The 12,319-nt window shown below is 41.5% G+C and carries 16 protein-coding genes and 1 other RNA gene; 13 read left to right on the top strand and 4 right to left on the bottom strand.

What is annotated here, in order from left to right; genetic code table 11:
• Window positions 1-121: 121 nt before the first annotated feature.
• Window positions 122-997: a pyridoxal 5'-phosphate synthase lyase subunit PdxS gene (gene pdxS / locus PCY12_RS00350; RefSeq protein WP_000138517.1), complete on the top strand. Its 876-nt coding sequence runs from the start codon at window positions 122-124 to the stop codon at window positions 995-997.
• Window positions 998-1,579, top strand: a complete 582-nt coding sequence (pdxT, locus tag PCY12_RS00345; RefSeq protein ID WP_301351057.1) for a pyridoxal 5'-phosphate synthase glutaminase subunit PdxT — start codon at window positions 998-1,000, stop codon at window positions 1,577-1,579. It begins immediately after the preceding gene.
• Window positions 1,580-1,599: 20 nt separating this feature from the next.
• On the opposite strand, the gene PCY12_RS00340 is transcribed toward pdxT, so the two are convergent.
• Entirely contained in the window at window positions 1,600-2,247 is a 648-nt protein-coding gene (locus PCY12_RS00340) for a hemolysin III family protein (protein ID WP_301351056.1), read from the bottom strand.
• A complete protein-coding gene (locus tag PCY12_RS00335; RefSeq protein WP_301351055.1) occupies window positions 2,244-2,690 on the bottom strand; it encodes a DUF1836 domain-containing protein in 447 nt (148 codons plus the stop codon). The genes PCY12_RS00340 and PCY12_RS00335 overlap by 4 nt, the downstream gene beginning before the upstream one ends.
• 134 nt (window positions 2,691-2,824) lie before the next feature.
• On the opposite strand from PCY12_RS00335, the gene PCY12_RS00330 reads away from it, so the two are divergent.
• The 7 genes from PCY12_RS00330 to trxB all read left to right on the top strand — a co-directional run bounded on the left by PCY12_RS00330 (window position 2,825) and on the right by trxB (window position 7,179).
• The gene (locus tag PCY12_RS00330) at window positions 2,825-3,319 is read left to right on the top strand and encodes a GNAT family N-acetyltransferase (RefSeq protein WP_301351054.1); all 495 of its coding nucleotides are present in this window, start codon (window positions 2,825-2,827) and stop codon (window positions 3,317-3,319) included.
• On the top strand, window positions 3,319-3,837 hold the full coding sequence (locus tag PCY12_RS00325; RefSeq protein WP_301351053.1) for a methylated-DNA--[protein]-cysteine S-methyltransferase: 519 nt from the start codon (window positions 3,319-3,321) through the stop codon (window positions 3,835-3,837). The genes PCY12_RS00330 and PCY12_RS00325 overlap by 1 nt, the downstream gene beginning before the upstream one ends.
• A gap of 5 nt (window positions 3,838-3,842) precedes the next feature.
• Window positions 3,843-4,199, top strand: coding sequence for an arsenate reductase family protein (locus PCY12_RS00320; RefSeq protein WP_000889094.1), 357 nt, complete (start codon window positions 3,843-3,845; stop codon window positions 4,197-4,199).
• Between the two features lie 157 nt (window positions 4,200-4,356).
• Complete coding sequence (locus PCY12_RS00315) at window positions 4,357-5,157, top strand: amino acid ABC transporter permease (RefSeq protein WP_001103446.1); 801 nt, start codon at window positions 4,357-4,359, stop codon at window positions 5,155-5,157.
• A complete protein-coding gene (locus PCY12_RS00310; RefSeq protein ID WP_301351052.1) occupies window positions 5,157-5,900 on the top strand; it encodes an amino acid ABC transporter ATP-binding protein in 744 nt (247 codons plus the stop codon). The genes PCY12_RS00315 and PCY12_RS00310 overlap by 1 nt, the downstream gene beginning before the upstream one ends.
• 77 nt (window positions 5,901-5,977) lie before the next feature.
• On the top strand, window positions 5,978-6,202 hold the full coding sequence (locus PCY12_RS00305; protein WP_301351051.1) for a DUF4059 family protein: 225 nt from the start codon (window positions 5,978-5,980) through the stop codon (window positions 6,200-6,202).
• A gap of 65 nt (window positions 6,203-6,267) precedes the next feature.
• Window positions 6,268-7,179, top strand: a complete 912-nt coding sequence (trxB, locus tag PCY12_RS00300) for a thioredoxin-disulfide reductase (RefSeq protein WP_301351050.1) — start codon at window positions 6,268-6,270, stop codon at window positions 7,177-7,179.
• 190 nt (window positions 7,180-7,369) lie between these two features.
• Here trxB and rlmB read toward each other — a convergent pair whose 3' ends face one another.
• Window positions 7,370-8,098, bottom strand: a complete 729-nt coding sequence (gene rlmB, locus PCY12_RS00295; protein ID WP_000855758.1) for a 23S rRNA (guanosine(2251)-2'-O)-methyltransferase RlmB — start codon at window positions 8,096-8,098, stop codon at window positions 7,370-7,372.
• 44 nt (window positions 8,099-8,142) lie between these two features.
• Window positions 8,143-8,754 carry a peptide deformylase gene (gene def / locus PCY12_RS00290; protein WP_001272955.1) on the bottom strand — a complete coding sequence of 204 codons (612 nt, stop codon included), beginning with the start codon at window positions 8,752-8,754 and terminating at the stop codon, window positions 8,143-8,145.
• 326 nt (window positions 8,755-9,080) lie between these two features.
• Here def and PCY12_RS00285 point away from each other — a divergent pair, with 326 nt between their 5' ends.
• The 4 genes from PCY12_RS00285 to ssrA all read left to right on the top strand — a co-directional run bounded on the left by PCY12_RS00285 (window position 9,081) and on the right by ssrA (window position 12,295).
• Window positions 9,081-10,400 (top strand): CapA family protein, encoded by a 1,320-nt coding sequence (locus PCY12_RS00285; RefSeq protein ID WP_367316692.1) that lies wholly within the window; start codon window positions 9,081-9,083, stop codon window positions 10,398-10,400.
• 21 nt (window positions 10,401-10,421) lie between these two features.
• Complete coding sequence (locus PCY12_RS00280; protein ID WP_301351049.1) at window positions 10,422-11,249, top strand: HAD family hydrolase; 828 nt, start codon at window positions 10,422-10,424, stop codon at window positions 11,247-11,249.
• A 1-nt stretch (window position 11,250) separates the two neighbouring features.
• A complete protein-coding gene (locus PCY12_RS00275) occupies window positions 11,251-11,886 on the top strand; it encodes an SGNH/GDSL hydrolase family protein (RefSeq protein WP_301351048.1) in 636 nt (211 codons plus the stop codon).
• 61 nt (window positions 11,887-11,947) lie between these two features.
• Window positions 11,948-12,295, top strand: a transfer-messenger RNA (tmRNA) gene (ssrA, locus tag PCY12_RS00270).
• Window positions 12,296-12,319 lie beyond the last annotated feature (24 nt).

The raw sequence follows: 12,319 nt of genomic DNA, 5'->3' as shown, positions 1-12,319 counted from the left end.
GTCAGATAGTTTTTTAGCCAAGCTGTACCCATACAATTACGTTTTTTTTTATCTTGTGATTCATTCTAATCTAACTTAAAATGAAATGGTAGCTACCAATATAAATGATGAGGAAAAAGAAATGACTGAAAATCGTTATGAATTAAATAAAAACTTGGCACAGATGCTCAAGGGCGGTGTAATCATGGACGTTCAGAACCCTGAACAAGCCCGTATTGCAGAGGCTGCTGGTGCGGCTGCTGTTATGGCCTTGGAGCGGATTCCAGCTGATATTCGTGCAGCTGGTGGTGTTTCCCGTATGAGTGATCCAAAGATGATTAAGGAAATTCAAGAAGCGGTTAGTATTCCAGTAATGGCCAAGGTCAGAATCGGGCACTTTGTTGAAGCTCAGATTTTAGAGGCCATTGAGATTGACTATATCGATGAGAGTGAAGTTTTATCTCCAGCAGACGACCGTTTCCATGTGGACAAGAAAGAATTCCAAGTTCCTTTTGTTTGTGGGGCTAAGGATTTGGGTGAAGCCTTGCGTCGTATCGCTGAGGGTGCTTCTATGATTCGTACAAAAGGAGAACCGGGTACAGGGGATATCGTCCAAGCTGTTCGGCATATGCGTATGATGAATCAGGAAATTCGCCGAATTCAAAACCTACGTGAGGACGAACTTTATGTTGCTGCTAAGGACTTGCAAGTCCCTGTAGAATTGGTTCAATACGTCCATGAACATGGGAAATTACCAGTTGTAAACTTTGCGGCTGGAGGCGTTGCAACGCCAGCAGATGCTGCGTTGATGATGCAATTAGGGGCAGAGGGTGTCTTTGTCGGTTCAGGTATTTTCAAGTCAGGAGATCCTGTTAAACGAGCGAGTGCCATTGTCAAAGCGGTGACTAACTTCCGTAATCCTCAAATCCTAGCTCAAATCTCTGAAGATTTAGGAGAAGCCATGGTTGGTATCAATGAAAATGAAATCCAAATTCTCATGGCTGAGCGAGGAAAATAGATGAAAATCGGAATATTGGCCTTGCAAGGTGCCTTTGCAGAACATGCAAAAGTACTAGAGCAATTAGGAGTCGAGAGTGTTGAAATCAGAAATTTAGAGGATTTTCAGCAAGATCAGACTGGCTTGTCGGGTTTGATTTTGCCTGGTGGTGAGTCTACAACCATGGGCAAGCTCTTACGAGACCAGGACATGCTGATTCCCATTCGAGAAGCCATTTTATCTGGTTTACCAGCCTTTGGAACCTGTGCAGGCTTAATTTTGCTGGCTAAGGAAATTACTTCTCAGGAAGAGAGTCATCTTGGAACTATGGATATAGTGGTTGAGCGAAATGCCTATGGGCGCCAATTAGGAAGTTTCTATACGGAAGCAGAATGTAAGGGAGTCGGTCAGATTCCAATGACCTTTATCCGTGGTCCAATTATCAGCAGTGTTGGAGAGGGTGTAGAAATTCTAGCAACAGTTGATAATCAAATCGTTGCAGCCCAAGAAAAAAATATGTTGGTAACTTCTTTTCATCCAGAATTGACTGATGATGTTCGCTTGCACCAGTACTTTATCAATATGTGTAAAGAAAAAAGTTGAGATTGAATTTCTCAACTTTTTTACATGTAATAAACAATGGCGATGTATTGGAGGGCAGATGCAGCTAGGATAAAGAGATGCCAAATCATGTGGAAATAAGGTTTTTTCTTGGCATAAAATCCAGCTCCAACTGTATAACAGAGTCCGCCAGTTACCATGAGAGTCCAGAAAACGGGTGTCGTTTGACTGATAATGGCAGGAATGATAGCCAGAACCAACCAGCCCATAATCAGGTAAAGAGCAAGGCTAAATTTCTCATTGACCTTTTTAGCAAAGATTTTATAGAGAATACCAAAGATGGTCGTTCCCCATTGGATGGCAATAATCAGATAGCCAAACCAGTTATTCATTAAGGTCAAGACGACGGGTGTGTATGAGCCTGCAATAGCAACATAAATCATCGAATGGTCAATGATTCTCAAGACATATTTATGGGTCGAACCATAGGTCATAGAGTGGTAAATAGTGGATGAGAGGAACATGAGAAAGAGACTGATGACGAAAATAGAAACGCCGATAGAGGATAAAAATCCATGTGCTTCATAAGTATAGGTGGATGAAATAGGGAGTAAGATGAGCATGATGACTGCACCTACGGCATGGGTCACACTATTAGCAATTTCTTCTCCAAAACTGAGTTGTTTGCTGAGTTTAAGACTAGTGTTCATTGGATTACCTCCTCTTGAGTATGATGGATTAAGTCTAGGGTTTGATGATAGAGTTTAACGGTTTGGCAGCTGGTTTGGATAATGGGGTTAGCTGGGTCCATTCCTTGGTTCATGTAGTCCACAAAAGCATCGTAGAGTTGATCTGAACTTGCTTGAGTTTGGAGAGTATTCAGTGTCTGAGCTATTTCTTGAATAGAAAATACAGACTTGAGGCTTGTGATAGCAATCAAACGGGCAATTTGTTGGCGTTGGTATTTTTTCTTGTCTGGCTTTGTCAGGTAACCATGTTTGACATAGTTATTGACCATGGATGCTGTTAGGCCCTTGTCCTTATCTGGAGAGACAGGGGCGCAGACCTGATTGACATAGAGTAAAACCTGGTCCAGATAGAGGTCAATATTTGGGATTTCTGCCCATTTTGGGTAGGAAAAGGTAGTTTTCATTTCCAACTCCTTTTTATCTAGTTTTAATAACTAGATTATAAAATAATAAAAACAGGAAGTCAAGTTTTAACTGCTTGTGAAAAGGCTTAAATTATGCTATGATGGGAGAAACTAGTCAGAAATGAGGAGAAAAGATGGAGATTCGTTTAGCTTTTCCAAATGAAGTAGATGCCATTATGCAGGTGATGGAGGAAGCCAAGAAATGTTTAGCAGATGCTGGTAGTGACCAGTGGCAAAATGGCTATCCAAATGCTGATATTATTATTGAGGATATTATCTCGGGTCAAGCCTACGTAGCCTTGGAAGAAGGAGAACTACTAGCCTATGCTGCTGTGACCAAGAGTCCAGAGGCAGCCTATGAAGCCATTTATGAAGGAAACTGGCAAGCTGGAGAGTCAGAGTACCTAGTCTTTCACCGTATCGCTGTGGCAGCAGATGTGCAGGGACAGGGAGTCGCTCAAACCTTTTTAGAAGGCTTGATTGAAGGTTTTGACTATCTTGATTTTCGCTCAGATACGCATGCTGAAAACAAGGCTATGCAACATATTTTTGAAAAACTCGGATTTAAACAGGTTGGTAAGGTTCCGGTTGATGGCGAACGCTTGGCCTATCAAAAATTAAAGAAATAATGCAAAAGAAGTATGTAAAAATGCTCTACTCCTCACCAATTGGTATTCTATCACTAGTAGCTGATGACCATTATCTGTATGGAATTTGGGTGCAGGAGCAGAAGCATTTTGAGAGGGGGATAGGAGATGAAACAATAGAAGAAGTTGTTAGTCATCCCATTTTAGACCCAGTTATTGCTTGCTTAGATGCTTACTTTAAAGGCAAGCCTCAGGATTTATCCAACCTGCCCTTGGCTCCAATCGGAACGAATTTTGAAAAGAGAGTTTGGTCCTATTTACAGGAAATTCCTTATGGTCAGACAGTGACCTATGGACAAATAGCCCAAGACCTGCAAGTGGATTCTGCTCAAGCAATTGGTGGAGCAGTAGGACGCAATCCTTGGTCTATCCTAGTACCTTGTCATCGGGTGCTGGGAGCAGGCAAGCGCCTGACAGGTTATGCTGCAGGAGTGGAAAAGAAAGCTTGGCTCTTGGAGCATGAAGGCGCAGATTTTAAAGATATAAATAATAGAAAGTGAAAGACATGTTAGAATTTATCGAATACCCAAAATGTTCAACTTGTAAAAAAGCAAAACAAGAATTAAACCAACTCGGTGTGGACTATAAAGCCGTTCATATCGTCGAAGAAACACCTAGCCAAGAAGTGATTTTAAACTGGCTAGAAACCTCAGGTTTCGAGTTGAAGCAATTTTTTAACACCAGTGGAATCAAATACCGTGAATTAGGGCTGAAAGATAAGGTAGGAAGCCTGTCAAACCAAGAAGCAGCTCAGTTGCTAGCAAGTGACGGTATGTTGTTAAAACGGCCCATTTTAGTAGAAAATGGAACTGTTAAGCAAATCGGTTATCGAAAACCTTATGAAGAATTGGGATTGAAATAGTTTTTACTTATCTCTTTGATAGATAAAATATATAGCCTCCCTGTTTCAAAGTATGATAAACTAGTAGGTAGACAAAGTCTGTACCTGACCGTAGCAAATAATTTCATTGACGGCAGAAGTATGGTAGAATGAATCATTATCAGGAGAGGATATTTTTATGAATGTTACAACGATTTTAGCATCAGATTGGTACCAAAACTTGATGCAATTGATTCCGGATGGCAAGCTGTTTAGCCTGCGTTCGGTCTTTGATGGAATCCCGAGAATTGTCCAACAACTTCCAACAACGATTATGTTGACAATTGGTGGTGCCTTTTTTGGCTTGGTTTTGGCGCTTCTTTTTGCCATTGTGAAGATCAATCGTGTCAAGATTTTATATCCCTTGCAGGCCTTCTTTGTTAGTTTCTTAAAAGGGACACCGATTTTAGTGCAGCTCATGTTGACCTACTACGGAATTCCTTTGGCTTTGAAAGCTCTCAATCAGCAATGGGGAACTGGTCTCAATATCAATGCGATTCCAGCCGCTGCTTTTGCGATTGTAGCCTTTGCTTTTAATGAAGCGGCTTATGCCAGTGAAACCATTCGTGCAGCCATTCTCTCAGTCAATCCTGGTGAGATTGAGGCGGCACGCAGTCTGGGGATGACCCGAGCACAAGTTTATCGTCGCGTGATTATTCCAAATGCGGCTGTTGTGGCGACTCCAACCTTAATCAATTCCCTAATCGGCTTGACCAAGGGAACTTCCCTAGCCTTTAGTGCGGGTGTTGTGGAAGTATTTGCCCAAGCTCAGATTTTGGGTGGTGCCGATTATCGTTACTTTGAACGCTTTATCTCCGTTGCCCTTGTTTATTGGGTAGTCAATATTGGAATTGAGAGCCTCGGTCGTTTCATCGAGAGAAAAATGGCTATTTCTGCACCTGATACAGTGCAAACAGATGTGAAAGGAGACCTTCGTTAATGATTAAGATTTCGAATTTAAGTAAATCCTTTTCAGGACAGACTGTCTTGGATCATCTGAACTTGGATATTCAAAAAGGGGAAGTTGTAGCCTTGATTGGTTCTTCAGGAGCTGGAAAATCAACCTTCCTTCGTAGTCTCAATTATCTTGAAACACCTGACAGTGGCTCTATTCAGATTGATGATTTCTCAGTTGATTTTTCTAAGATCACTCAAGAAGAAATCCTTGCTCTACGCCGTAAGTTGTCTATGGTTTTCCAACAGTTTAATTTGTTTGAACGCCGCACAGCACTTGATAATGTGAAAGAAGGCTTGGTTGTTGTCAAGAAATTGTCTGATCAAGAAGCGACTAAGATTGCCAAGGAAGAGTTGGCTAAGGTTGGGCTTTCTGACCGTGAAAACCATTACCCTCGCCATTTATCAGGTGGACAGAAGCAACGGGTTGTCTTAGCGCGTGCTCTTGCCATGAAACCAGATGTCTTGCTCTTAGACGAACCAACTTCAGCCCTTGACCCAGAATTGGTCGGTGAAGTAGAAAAGTCTATTGCAGATGCTGCTAAGTCAGGTCAAACCATGATTTTGGTAAGTCATGACATGTCCTTTGTAGCCCAAGTGGCTGATAAGATTCTCTTCCTAGATAAGGGGAAAATCATCGAGTCTGGAACACCGGATGAGATTATCCACCATCCTAAAGAAGAGCGGACAAAAGAATTCTTTGCTAGTTACAAACGGACTTATATTTGATATAATAGATAAAGGAAAACTCAGTTAGCTGGACTAGCTGAGTTTACTCTTTAAAAAAGAAAGAAATGAGAGAAATCATGCTACTGCAACTATTTTTTTTATATTTCGAGAGTTTGATCTTGACCACCATCCTCGTCCTGATTTTTTTAGGGATTTGGATTGGACTGAGAGCCATGTCGGGAGTTGATAAGACAGCCAAGGCTCGCCAAGCCCATCTCTATGATATGATTATGATTGGAGTTTTGGTTGTTCCAGTATTATCCTTTGCGGTTATGAGTTTAATTCTTGTTTTCAAAGCATAATCCTTGCGTGATTGACAAGAAAGAGTTAGAATAAAGATAGTTACAACAAGAAAGAAGGAATCTATATGTACGATACTATTATTATCGGTGCTGGACCTGCAGGTATGACTGCAGCCTTGTATGCTGCTCGAAGCAATCTGAAAGTAGCTTTGATTGAAGGTGGTCTGCCAGGTGGTCAGATGAATAATACCTCTGATATCGAAAATTACCCTGGATACGCTAATATTAGTGGGCCAGAATTGGCAGAAAAGATGTTTGAACCGCTTGAAAATCTTGGTGTTGAGCACATTTATGGTTATGTTGAAAATGTAGAAGACCATGGTGATTTTAAGAAAGTGATGACTGATGACCAAACATATGAAACACGTACCGTTATCGTAGCAACTGGTTCTAAACATCGTCCTTTAGGAGTACCTGGAGAAGAAGAACTGAACAGTCGTGGTGTCTCTTACTGTGCTGTGTGTGATGGTGCTTTCTTCCGTGACCAAGATTTGTTGGTAGTTGGTGGTGGAGATTCGGCTGTGGAAGAAGCCCTCTTCTTGACTCGTTTTGCTAAGACTGTTACCATTGTTCACCGTCGTGACCAACTTCGTGCTCAAAAGGTTTTACAAGACCGCGCTTTTGCGAATGAAAAAATCAGCTTTATCTGGGATTCTGTAGTAAGGGAAATCAAGGGTGAAAACCGAGTAGAATCTGTCGTTTTTGAAAATGTGAAAACAGGTCAAGTGACAGAGCAAGCCTTCGGTGGTGTCTTTATCTATGTTGGTTTGGACCCTGTTAGTGATTTTGTTAAAGAATTGAATATTCAAGATCAGGCAGGCTGGATTGTGACAGACAACCACATGAAAACTGCAGTTGACGGTATCTTTGCAGTTGGAGATGTTCGCTTGAAAGACCTTCGCCAAGTAACAACAGCGGTTGGAGATGGAGCTATCGCTGGTCAAGAAGCCTACAAGTTTATCACCGAACATAGTTAATACACTTCGAAAATCTCTTCAAACCACGTCAGTTTCGCTTTGCCGTAGGTATGGTTACTGACTTCGTCAGTCTTATCTACAACCTCAAAAACATGTTTTGAGCTGTCTACAGCTAGCTTCCTAGTTTTCTATTTGATTTTCATTGAGTATAATCATAAAAAAGTTTCCAATCAGATGACTGGAAACTTTTTTATAGTCTATTTCGAAAAACTTCGTACATGAGAATGGCTGCAGCAACACTGGCATTAAGGCTTTGAACATGTCCATTCATCGGAATGGTAATCATTTCATCGACCTGTTTTTTGATGTTGCTAGAGATGCCTTTTCCTTCATTTCCGATGATGAGGGCGATTTTTCCTTTTGTATTCCACTTGTGGCAAGGAGTACCGTTCATATCCGTTCCAAAGGTCCAGAAGCCTTCATCCTTGAGTTTGTCTAGAGTTTGGCTTAGGTTGGTCACTCGGGCAATGGGAACGTGTTCAATAGCACCTGTGGCCGTTTTGGCAACGACAGGAGTAACTCCGACAGCACGGTGCTTGGGAATGATGACACCTGAAACATTGGTTGCATCGGCCGTTCTCAGGATGGAGCCTAGGTTGTGAGGGTCAGTTAAGCCATCCAGAATCAATAGAAGTGGATTTTCTTCTTGGCGTGTTTTTGCTAGGATGTGTTCTAATTCGCTATAGGCAAATTCAGATACTCGTAGAACAAAACCTTGGTGGACAGCACCTTCAGTCATCTCAGAGAGAGATTTTTTTGAAGTCCAAGAAATGGACACCTTCTTTTCTGTAGCCAGTTCTTTGACTTTCTCAACATTCTTACCTCGGAGATCTTCTTGGAGGTAAAGTTTGTTTCCTGTGTTTGCAAGGAGGGCTTCGGTAACGGCGTGGACGCCATAGACAATATCATTTGTTTTCATGCCTCTATTATAACACAAAACCCCGTCTTGCAACGGGATTTTCTTTATTCCAAAATCAGTAAACCATCTTTAACTTCAAATGGGTCTTTTTCATTGATACGGTCGTAAAACATGATTCCGTTGATGTGGTCAATTTCATGCTGAACAACGATGGAGTTGTAGCCTTTGAGCTTGATACGGTGTTTTTCTCCATCCTTGTCAAAGTAGTCAACAGTAACGCGGGCATGGCGAATAACATAGCCAGGCACGTTGCGGTCAACAGATAGGCAACCTTCTCCTTCACCAAGAGCAGCGTCTTGAACAGAGTGAGAGACGATTTTTGGATTGTACATAATGGCTTGTAAGTCGTAGGCTTCCTGTGGCGTTTCGCCTTCTTCAACAATATTTGGCACCAAAACAGCGATAATGCGTTTTGAGATATCCAACTGAGGAGCAGCCAGTCCTACCCCACCGCGTAGCCCCATTTTTTCAGCCATGACAGGATCTTGGGAATGTTTGAGGAATTGCATCATCTTTTCGCCAAGGATGATTTCTTGGTCAGACAAGGGAAAAGTGACTTCCTCAGCAACTGCGCGTAGAGTAGGATTCCCCTCGCGGATAATATCGTTCATATCAATTAAGTGAGCAGCTTTTGTAATACGTTCTATAGCAGACATTTTCTCTCCTTTCATTACCTCTACATGATAACACAAAATGACAAGGATTGAAAGTATTACAGCCTTTAGGATTTATAGAAAATAGATAGGAAGTTCAATTCATACTCAATGAAAATCAAAGAGCAAACTAGGAAGCTAGCCGCAGGTTGCTCAAAAAACTGTTTTGAGGTTGCAGATAGAACTGACGAAGTCAGTAACATATATACGGTAAGGCGACGCTGACGTGGTTTGAATTTGATTTTCGAAGAGTATCAATTGTGAAAGAATTACTTATCTATGATATAATAAAAAGAAAAGGCTTGCATAAGAAAGTAGGGAGAATGAAGATGAAAAGAAGACAAGATAGAAATCAGGGTGGTTTAGCTTTTCGTTTTATGAAGGGCTTGGTAAACTTTTTTAGGAGTTATCGCAGGTGGAGCAATAAAGGATTTGTGGCGGTACTCTTGCTAGCAGTTGCTTTATCAATGGGCTTGGTCTTGTTGTTTGAAAGTTTCCAAGGCATGCCTCTGACCAGTCAAAAACGAGATACTATTTCTCAAGAAGGGACTAAGCAAAAGTCTCAGGAGCAGGAAGAGGAAAAATCTGCTAGAATTATGGCCAACGGAGATTTGCTCTACCACGATGGACTTTTCTTTTCAGCTAAAAAAGAAGACGGTACCTATGACTTTCATGAGAATTTTGAGTATGTGACACCTTGGCTTAAGCAAGCAGATTTAGCTATTGGTGACTTTGAAGGAACCATTAATAAGGATCATTATTTAGCAGGTTATCCTCTCTTTAATGCTCCTGCTGAAGTTATGGATGCCATTAAGGATGCAGGTTATCATGTGCTGGATTTAGCTCATAATCATATTTTGGATTCGCAAATTGAGGGAGTTATTTCAACGGCTGATATTATTGAGAAAGCTGGAATCACTCCAATCGGAGTTTATACGCATGAACCACGTGATCAGGCTCCGCTGGTCATTAAGGAAGTGAATGGGATCAAGGTTGCTCTTTTGGCCTATTCTTATGGATTCAATGGAATTGAGCAGTATATTTCTCAGGAAGACTATAATCGTTATCTTTCAGATTTAAACGAAGATAAGATGAAGGCTGAAATTGAACGGGCAGAGAAGGAAGCAGATATCACCATTATCATGCCTCAGATGGGTGTGGAGTATCGCTTGGAACCAACTGAAGAACAAAAAGCTCTTTATCACAAGATGATTGATTGGGGGGCGGATATCATCTTTGGAGGGCATCCACACGTTGTGGAGCCATCTGAAATTGTTGAAAAAGATGGAGAAAAGAAACTCATTATCTATTCAATGGGGAACTTCATTTCCAATCAACGAATTGAATCTATGGGAGATGAAGAAAATGCTAAGTGGACTGAACGTGGCGTTCTCATGGACGTGACCATTAAGAAGAAGGATGGAAAAACAACTATCGGAACAGCTAAAGCTCATCCTACTTGGGTCAATCGAACACCAAAGGGAACCTTTTCACCAGAAGGATATCCCCTATATCATTATCAAACCTATATATTGGAAGATTTCATAGAGGGTGGCAGTCATCGTGACCAATTAGATGAAGCGACTAAGGAACGAATTGATACAGCCTATAAAGAAATGAACGAACATGTGGGATTGAAGTGGGACTAGCTTGAATCCAGAGGAAATGAAATGACGATTAAGGTAATTGCGACAGATATGGATGGAACCTTGCTGGATGCTAGAGGCCAGCTGGATCTCCCACGCTTGGAAAAGATTTTAGATCAGTTGGATCAAAGGGGCATTCGTTTTGTCATCGCGACGGGCAATGAAATTCACCGCATGAGGCAACTACTGGGGCACTTGGTGGATCGAGTGGTTCTGGTGGTTGCCAACGGTGCTCGTATGTTTGAAAACAATGAACTGATTCAGGCTCAGACTTGGGATGATGCCATTGTTGACAAGGCTTTGGCTCATTTCAAGGGTCGAGCGTGTCAGGACCAGTTTGTTGTAACGGGGATGAAGGGTGGTTTCGTCAAGGAAGGTACGATTTTTACAGACCTTGAAAGTTTTATGACTCCAGAAATGATTGAAAAATTCTACCAACGGATGCAGTTTGTGGATGAATTAACATCTGCTCTCTTTGGTGGTGTGCTCAAGATGAGTATGGTTGTTGGTGAGGAACGTTTGAGTTCGGTCTTGGAAGAAATCAATGACCTCTTTGATGGCCGTGTTCGGGCTGTATCCAGTGGCTATGGTTGCATTGATATCCTCCAAGCTGGAATTCATAAAGCATGGGGCTTGGAAGAATTACTCAAGCGCTGGGACTTGACCTCCCAACAAATCATGGCTTTTGGCGATAGTGAAAATGATGTTGAAATGCTTGAAATGGCTGGAATTGCCTATGCGATGGAAAATGCTGATGATAAGGCCAAAGCTGTTGCGACGGCTCTAGCGCCAGCCAATAGCCAAGGAGGAGTTTATCAAGTCTTGGAAAACTGGTTAGAAAAAGGAGAATGAAGTGGCAGTACAGTTATTAGAAAATTGGTTACTAAAGGAACAAGAAAAAATCCAAAACAAGTATCGTCACTTAAATCGCATTTCTGTTGTTGAACCAGATGTTCTTTTTATTGGGGATTCCATTGTCGAATATTATCCTCTGCAGGAGTTGTTTGGGACTTCAAAGACGATTGTCAATCGAGGCATTCGAGGTTATCAGACAAGGCTGTTACGAGAGAATCTAGATGCGCATCTGTACGGTGGGGCGGTAGATAAAATTGTCCTTTTGATTGGGACAAATGATATCGGAAAAGATGTGCCTTTGAATGATGCTCTCAATAATCTCGAAGCTATCATTCAATCCATTGCTCGTGATTATCCACTGACAGAGATAAAATTGCTTTCTATTTTGCCAGTTAATGAAGGCGAGGAGTACAAGCAGACAGTCTATATCCGCACGAATGAAAAAATTCAAAAATGGAATCAAGCCTATCAAGAAATTGCTTCTGCCTATATGCAGGTAGAATTTGTGCCAGTTTTTGATAGTTTGACAGACCAAGCAGGCCAACTCAAAAAAGAATATACAACTGATGGACTGCACCTTAGTGTTACTGGTTATCAGGTTTTGACCAAAGCCTTGAAAGACTATCTTGTGTAGTTAGTTGATTTCCTTTTTGCATTTTTGAGTTAGATAAGGTATAATGGTTTTATTGTCTTTTGGGGTCGTTACGGATTCGACAGGCATTATGAGGCATATTTTGCGACTCGTGTGGCGACGTAAACGCTCAGTTAAATATAACTGCAAAAAATAACACTTCTTACGCTCTAGCTGCCTAAAAACCAGCAGGCGTGACCCGATTTGGATTGCTCGTGTTCAATGACAGGTCTTATTATTAGCGAGATACGATTAAGTCTTGTCTAGCGGCTTGATAAGAGATTGATAGACTCGCAGTTTCTAGGCTTGAGTTATGTGTCGAGGGACTGTTAAACTAATACATAACCTATGGTTGTAGACAAATATGTTGGCAGGTGTTTGGACGTGGGTTCGACTCCCACCGGCTCCATTATTCCTTTGCATTCTTTTGCATTAC

Source organism: Streptococcus sp. SPS1, assembly GCF_030439915.1.
GTDB lineage: Bacteria > Bacillota > Bacilli > Lactobacillales > Streptococcaceae > Streptococcus.
Note: the sequence above shows the minus strand (reverse complement) of the source record. Positions and strands in the feature narration are given on the sequence as shown.

What these genes read in the sequence shown, in the direction of transcription:
- pdxS (WP_000138517.1), top strand. Translation starts at nt 122, where the DNA reads ATGACTGAAAATCGTTATGAATTAAATAAAAACTTGGCACAGATGCTC.
- pdxT (WP_301351057.1), top strand. Translation starts at nt 998, where the DNA reads ATGAAAATCGGAATATTGGCCTTGCAAGGTGCCTTTGCAGAACATGCA.
- PCY12_RS00340 (WP_301351056.1), bottom strand. Translation starts at nt 2,247, where the DNA reads ATGAACACTAGTCTTAAACTCAGCAAACAACTCAGTTTTGGAGAAGAA.
- PCY12_RS00335 (WP_301351055.1), bottom strand. Translation starts at nt 2,690, where the DNA reads ATGAAAACTACCTTTTCCTACCCAAAATGGGCAGAAATCCCAAATATT.
- PCY12_RS00330 (WP_301351054.1), top strand. Translation starts at nt 2,825, where the DNA reads ATGGAGATTCGTTTAGCTTTTCCAAATGAAGTAGATGCCATTATGCAG.
- PCY12_RS00325 (WP_301351053.1), top strand. Translation starts at nt 3,319, where the DNA reads ATGCAAAAGAAGTATGTAAAAATGCTCTACTCCTCACCAATTGGTATT.
- PCY12_RS00320 (WP_000889094.1), top strand. Translation starts at nt 3,843, where the DNA reads ATGTTAGAATTTATCGAATACCCAAAATGTTCAACTTGTAAAAAAGCA.
- PCY12_RS00315 (WP_001103446.1), top strand. Translation starts at nt 4,357, where the DNA reads ATGAATGTTACAACGATTTTAGCATCAGATTGGTACCAAAACTTGATG.
- PCY12_RS00310 (WP_301351052.1), top strand. Translation starts at nt 5,157, where the DNA reads ATGATTAAGATTTCGAATTTAAGTAAATCCTTTTCAGGACAGACTGTC.
- PCY12_RS00305 (WP_301351051.1), top strand. Translation starts at nt 5,978, where the DNA reads ATGCTACTGCAACTATTTTTTTTATATTTCGAGAGTTTGATCTTGACC.
- trxB (WP_301351050.1), top strand. Translation starts at nt 6,268, where the DNA reads ATGTACGATACTATTATTATCGGTGCTGGACCTGCAGGTATGACTGCA.
- rlmB (WP_000855758.1), bottom strand. Translation starts at nt 8,098, where the DNA reads ATGAAAACAAATGATATTGTCTATGGCGTCCACGCCGTTACCGAAGCC.
- def (WP_001272955.1), bottom strand. Translation starts at nt 8,754, where the DNA reads ATGTCTGCTATAGAACGTATTACAAAAGCTGCTCACTTAATTGATATG.
- PCY12_RS00285 (WP_367316692.1), top strand. Translation starts at nt 9,081, where the DNA reads ATGAAAAGAAGACAAGATAGAAATCAGGGTGGTTTAGCTTTTCGTTTT.
- PCY12_RS00280 (WP_301351049.1), top strand. Translation starts at nt 10,422, where the DNA reads ATGACGATTAAGGTAATTGCGACAGATATGGATGGAACCTTGCTGGAT.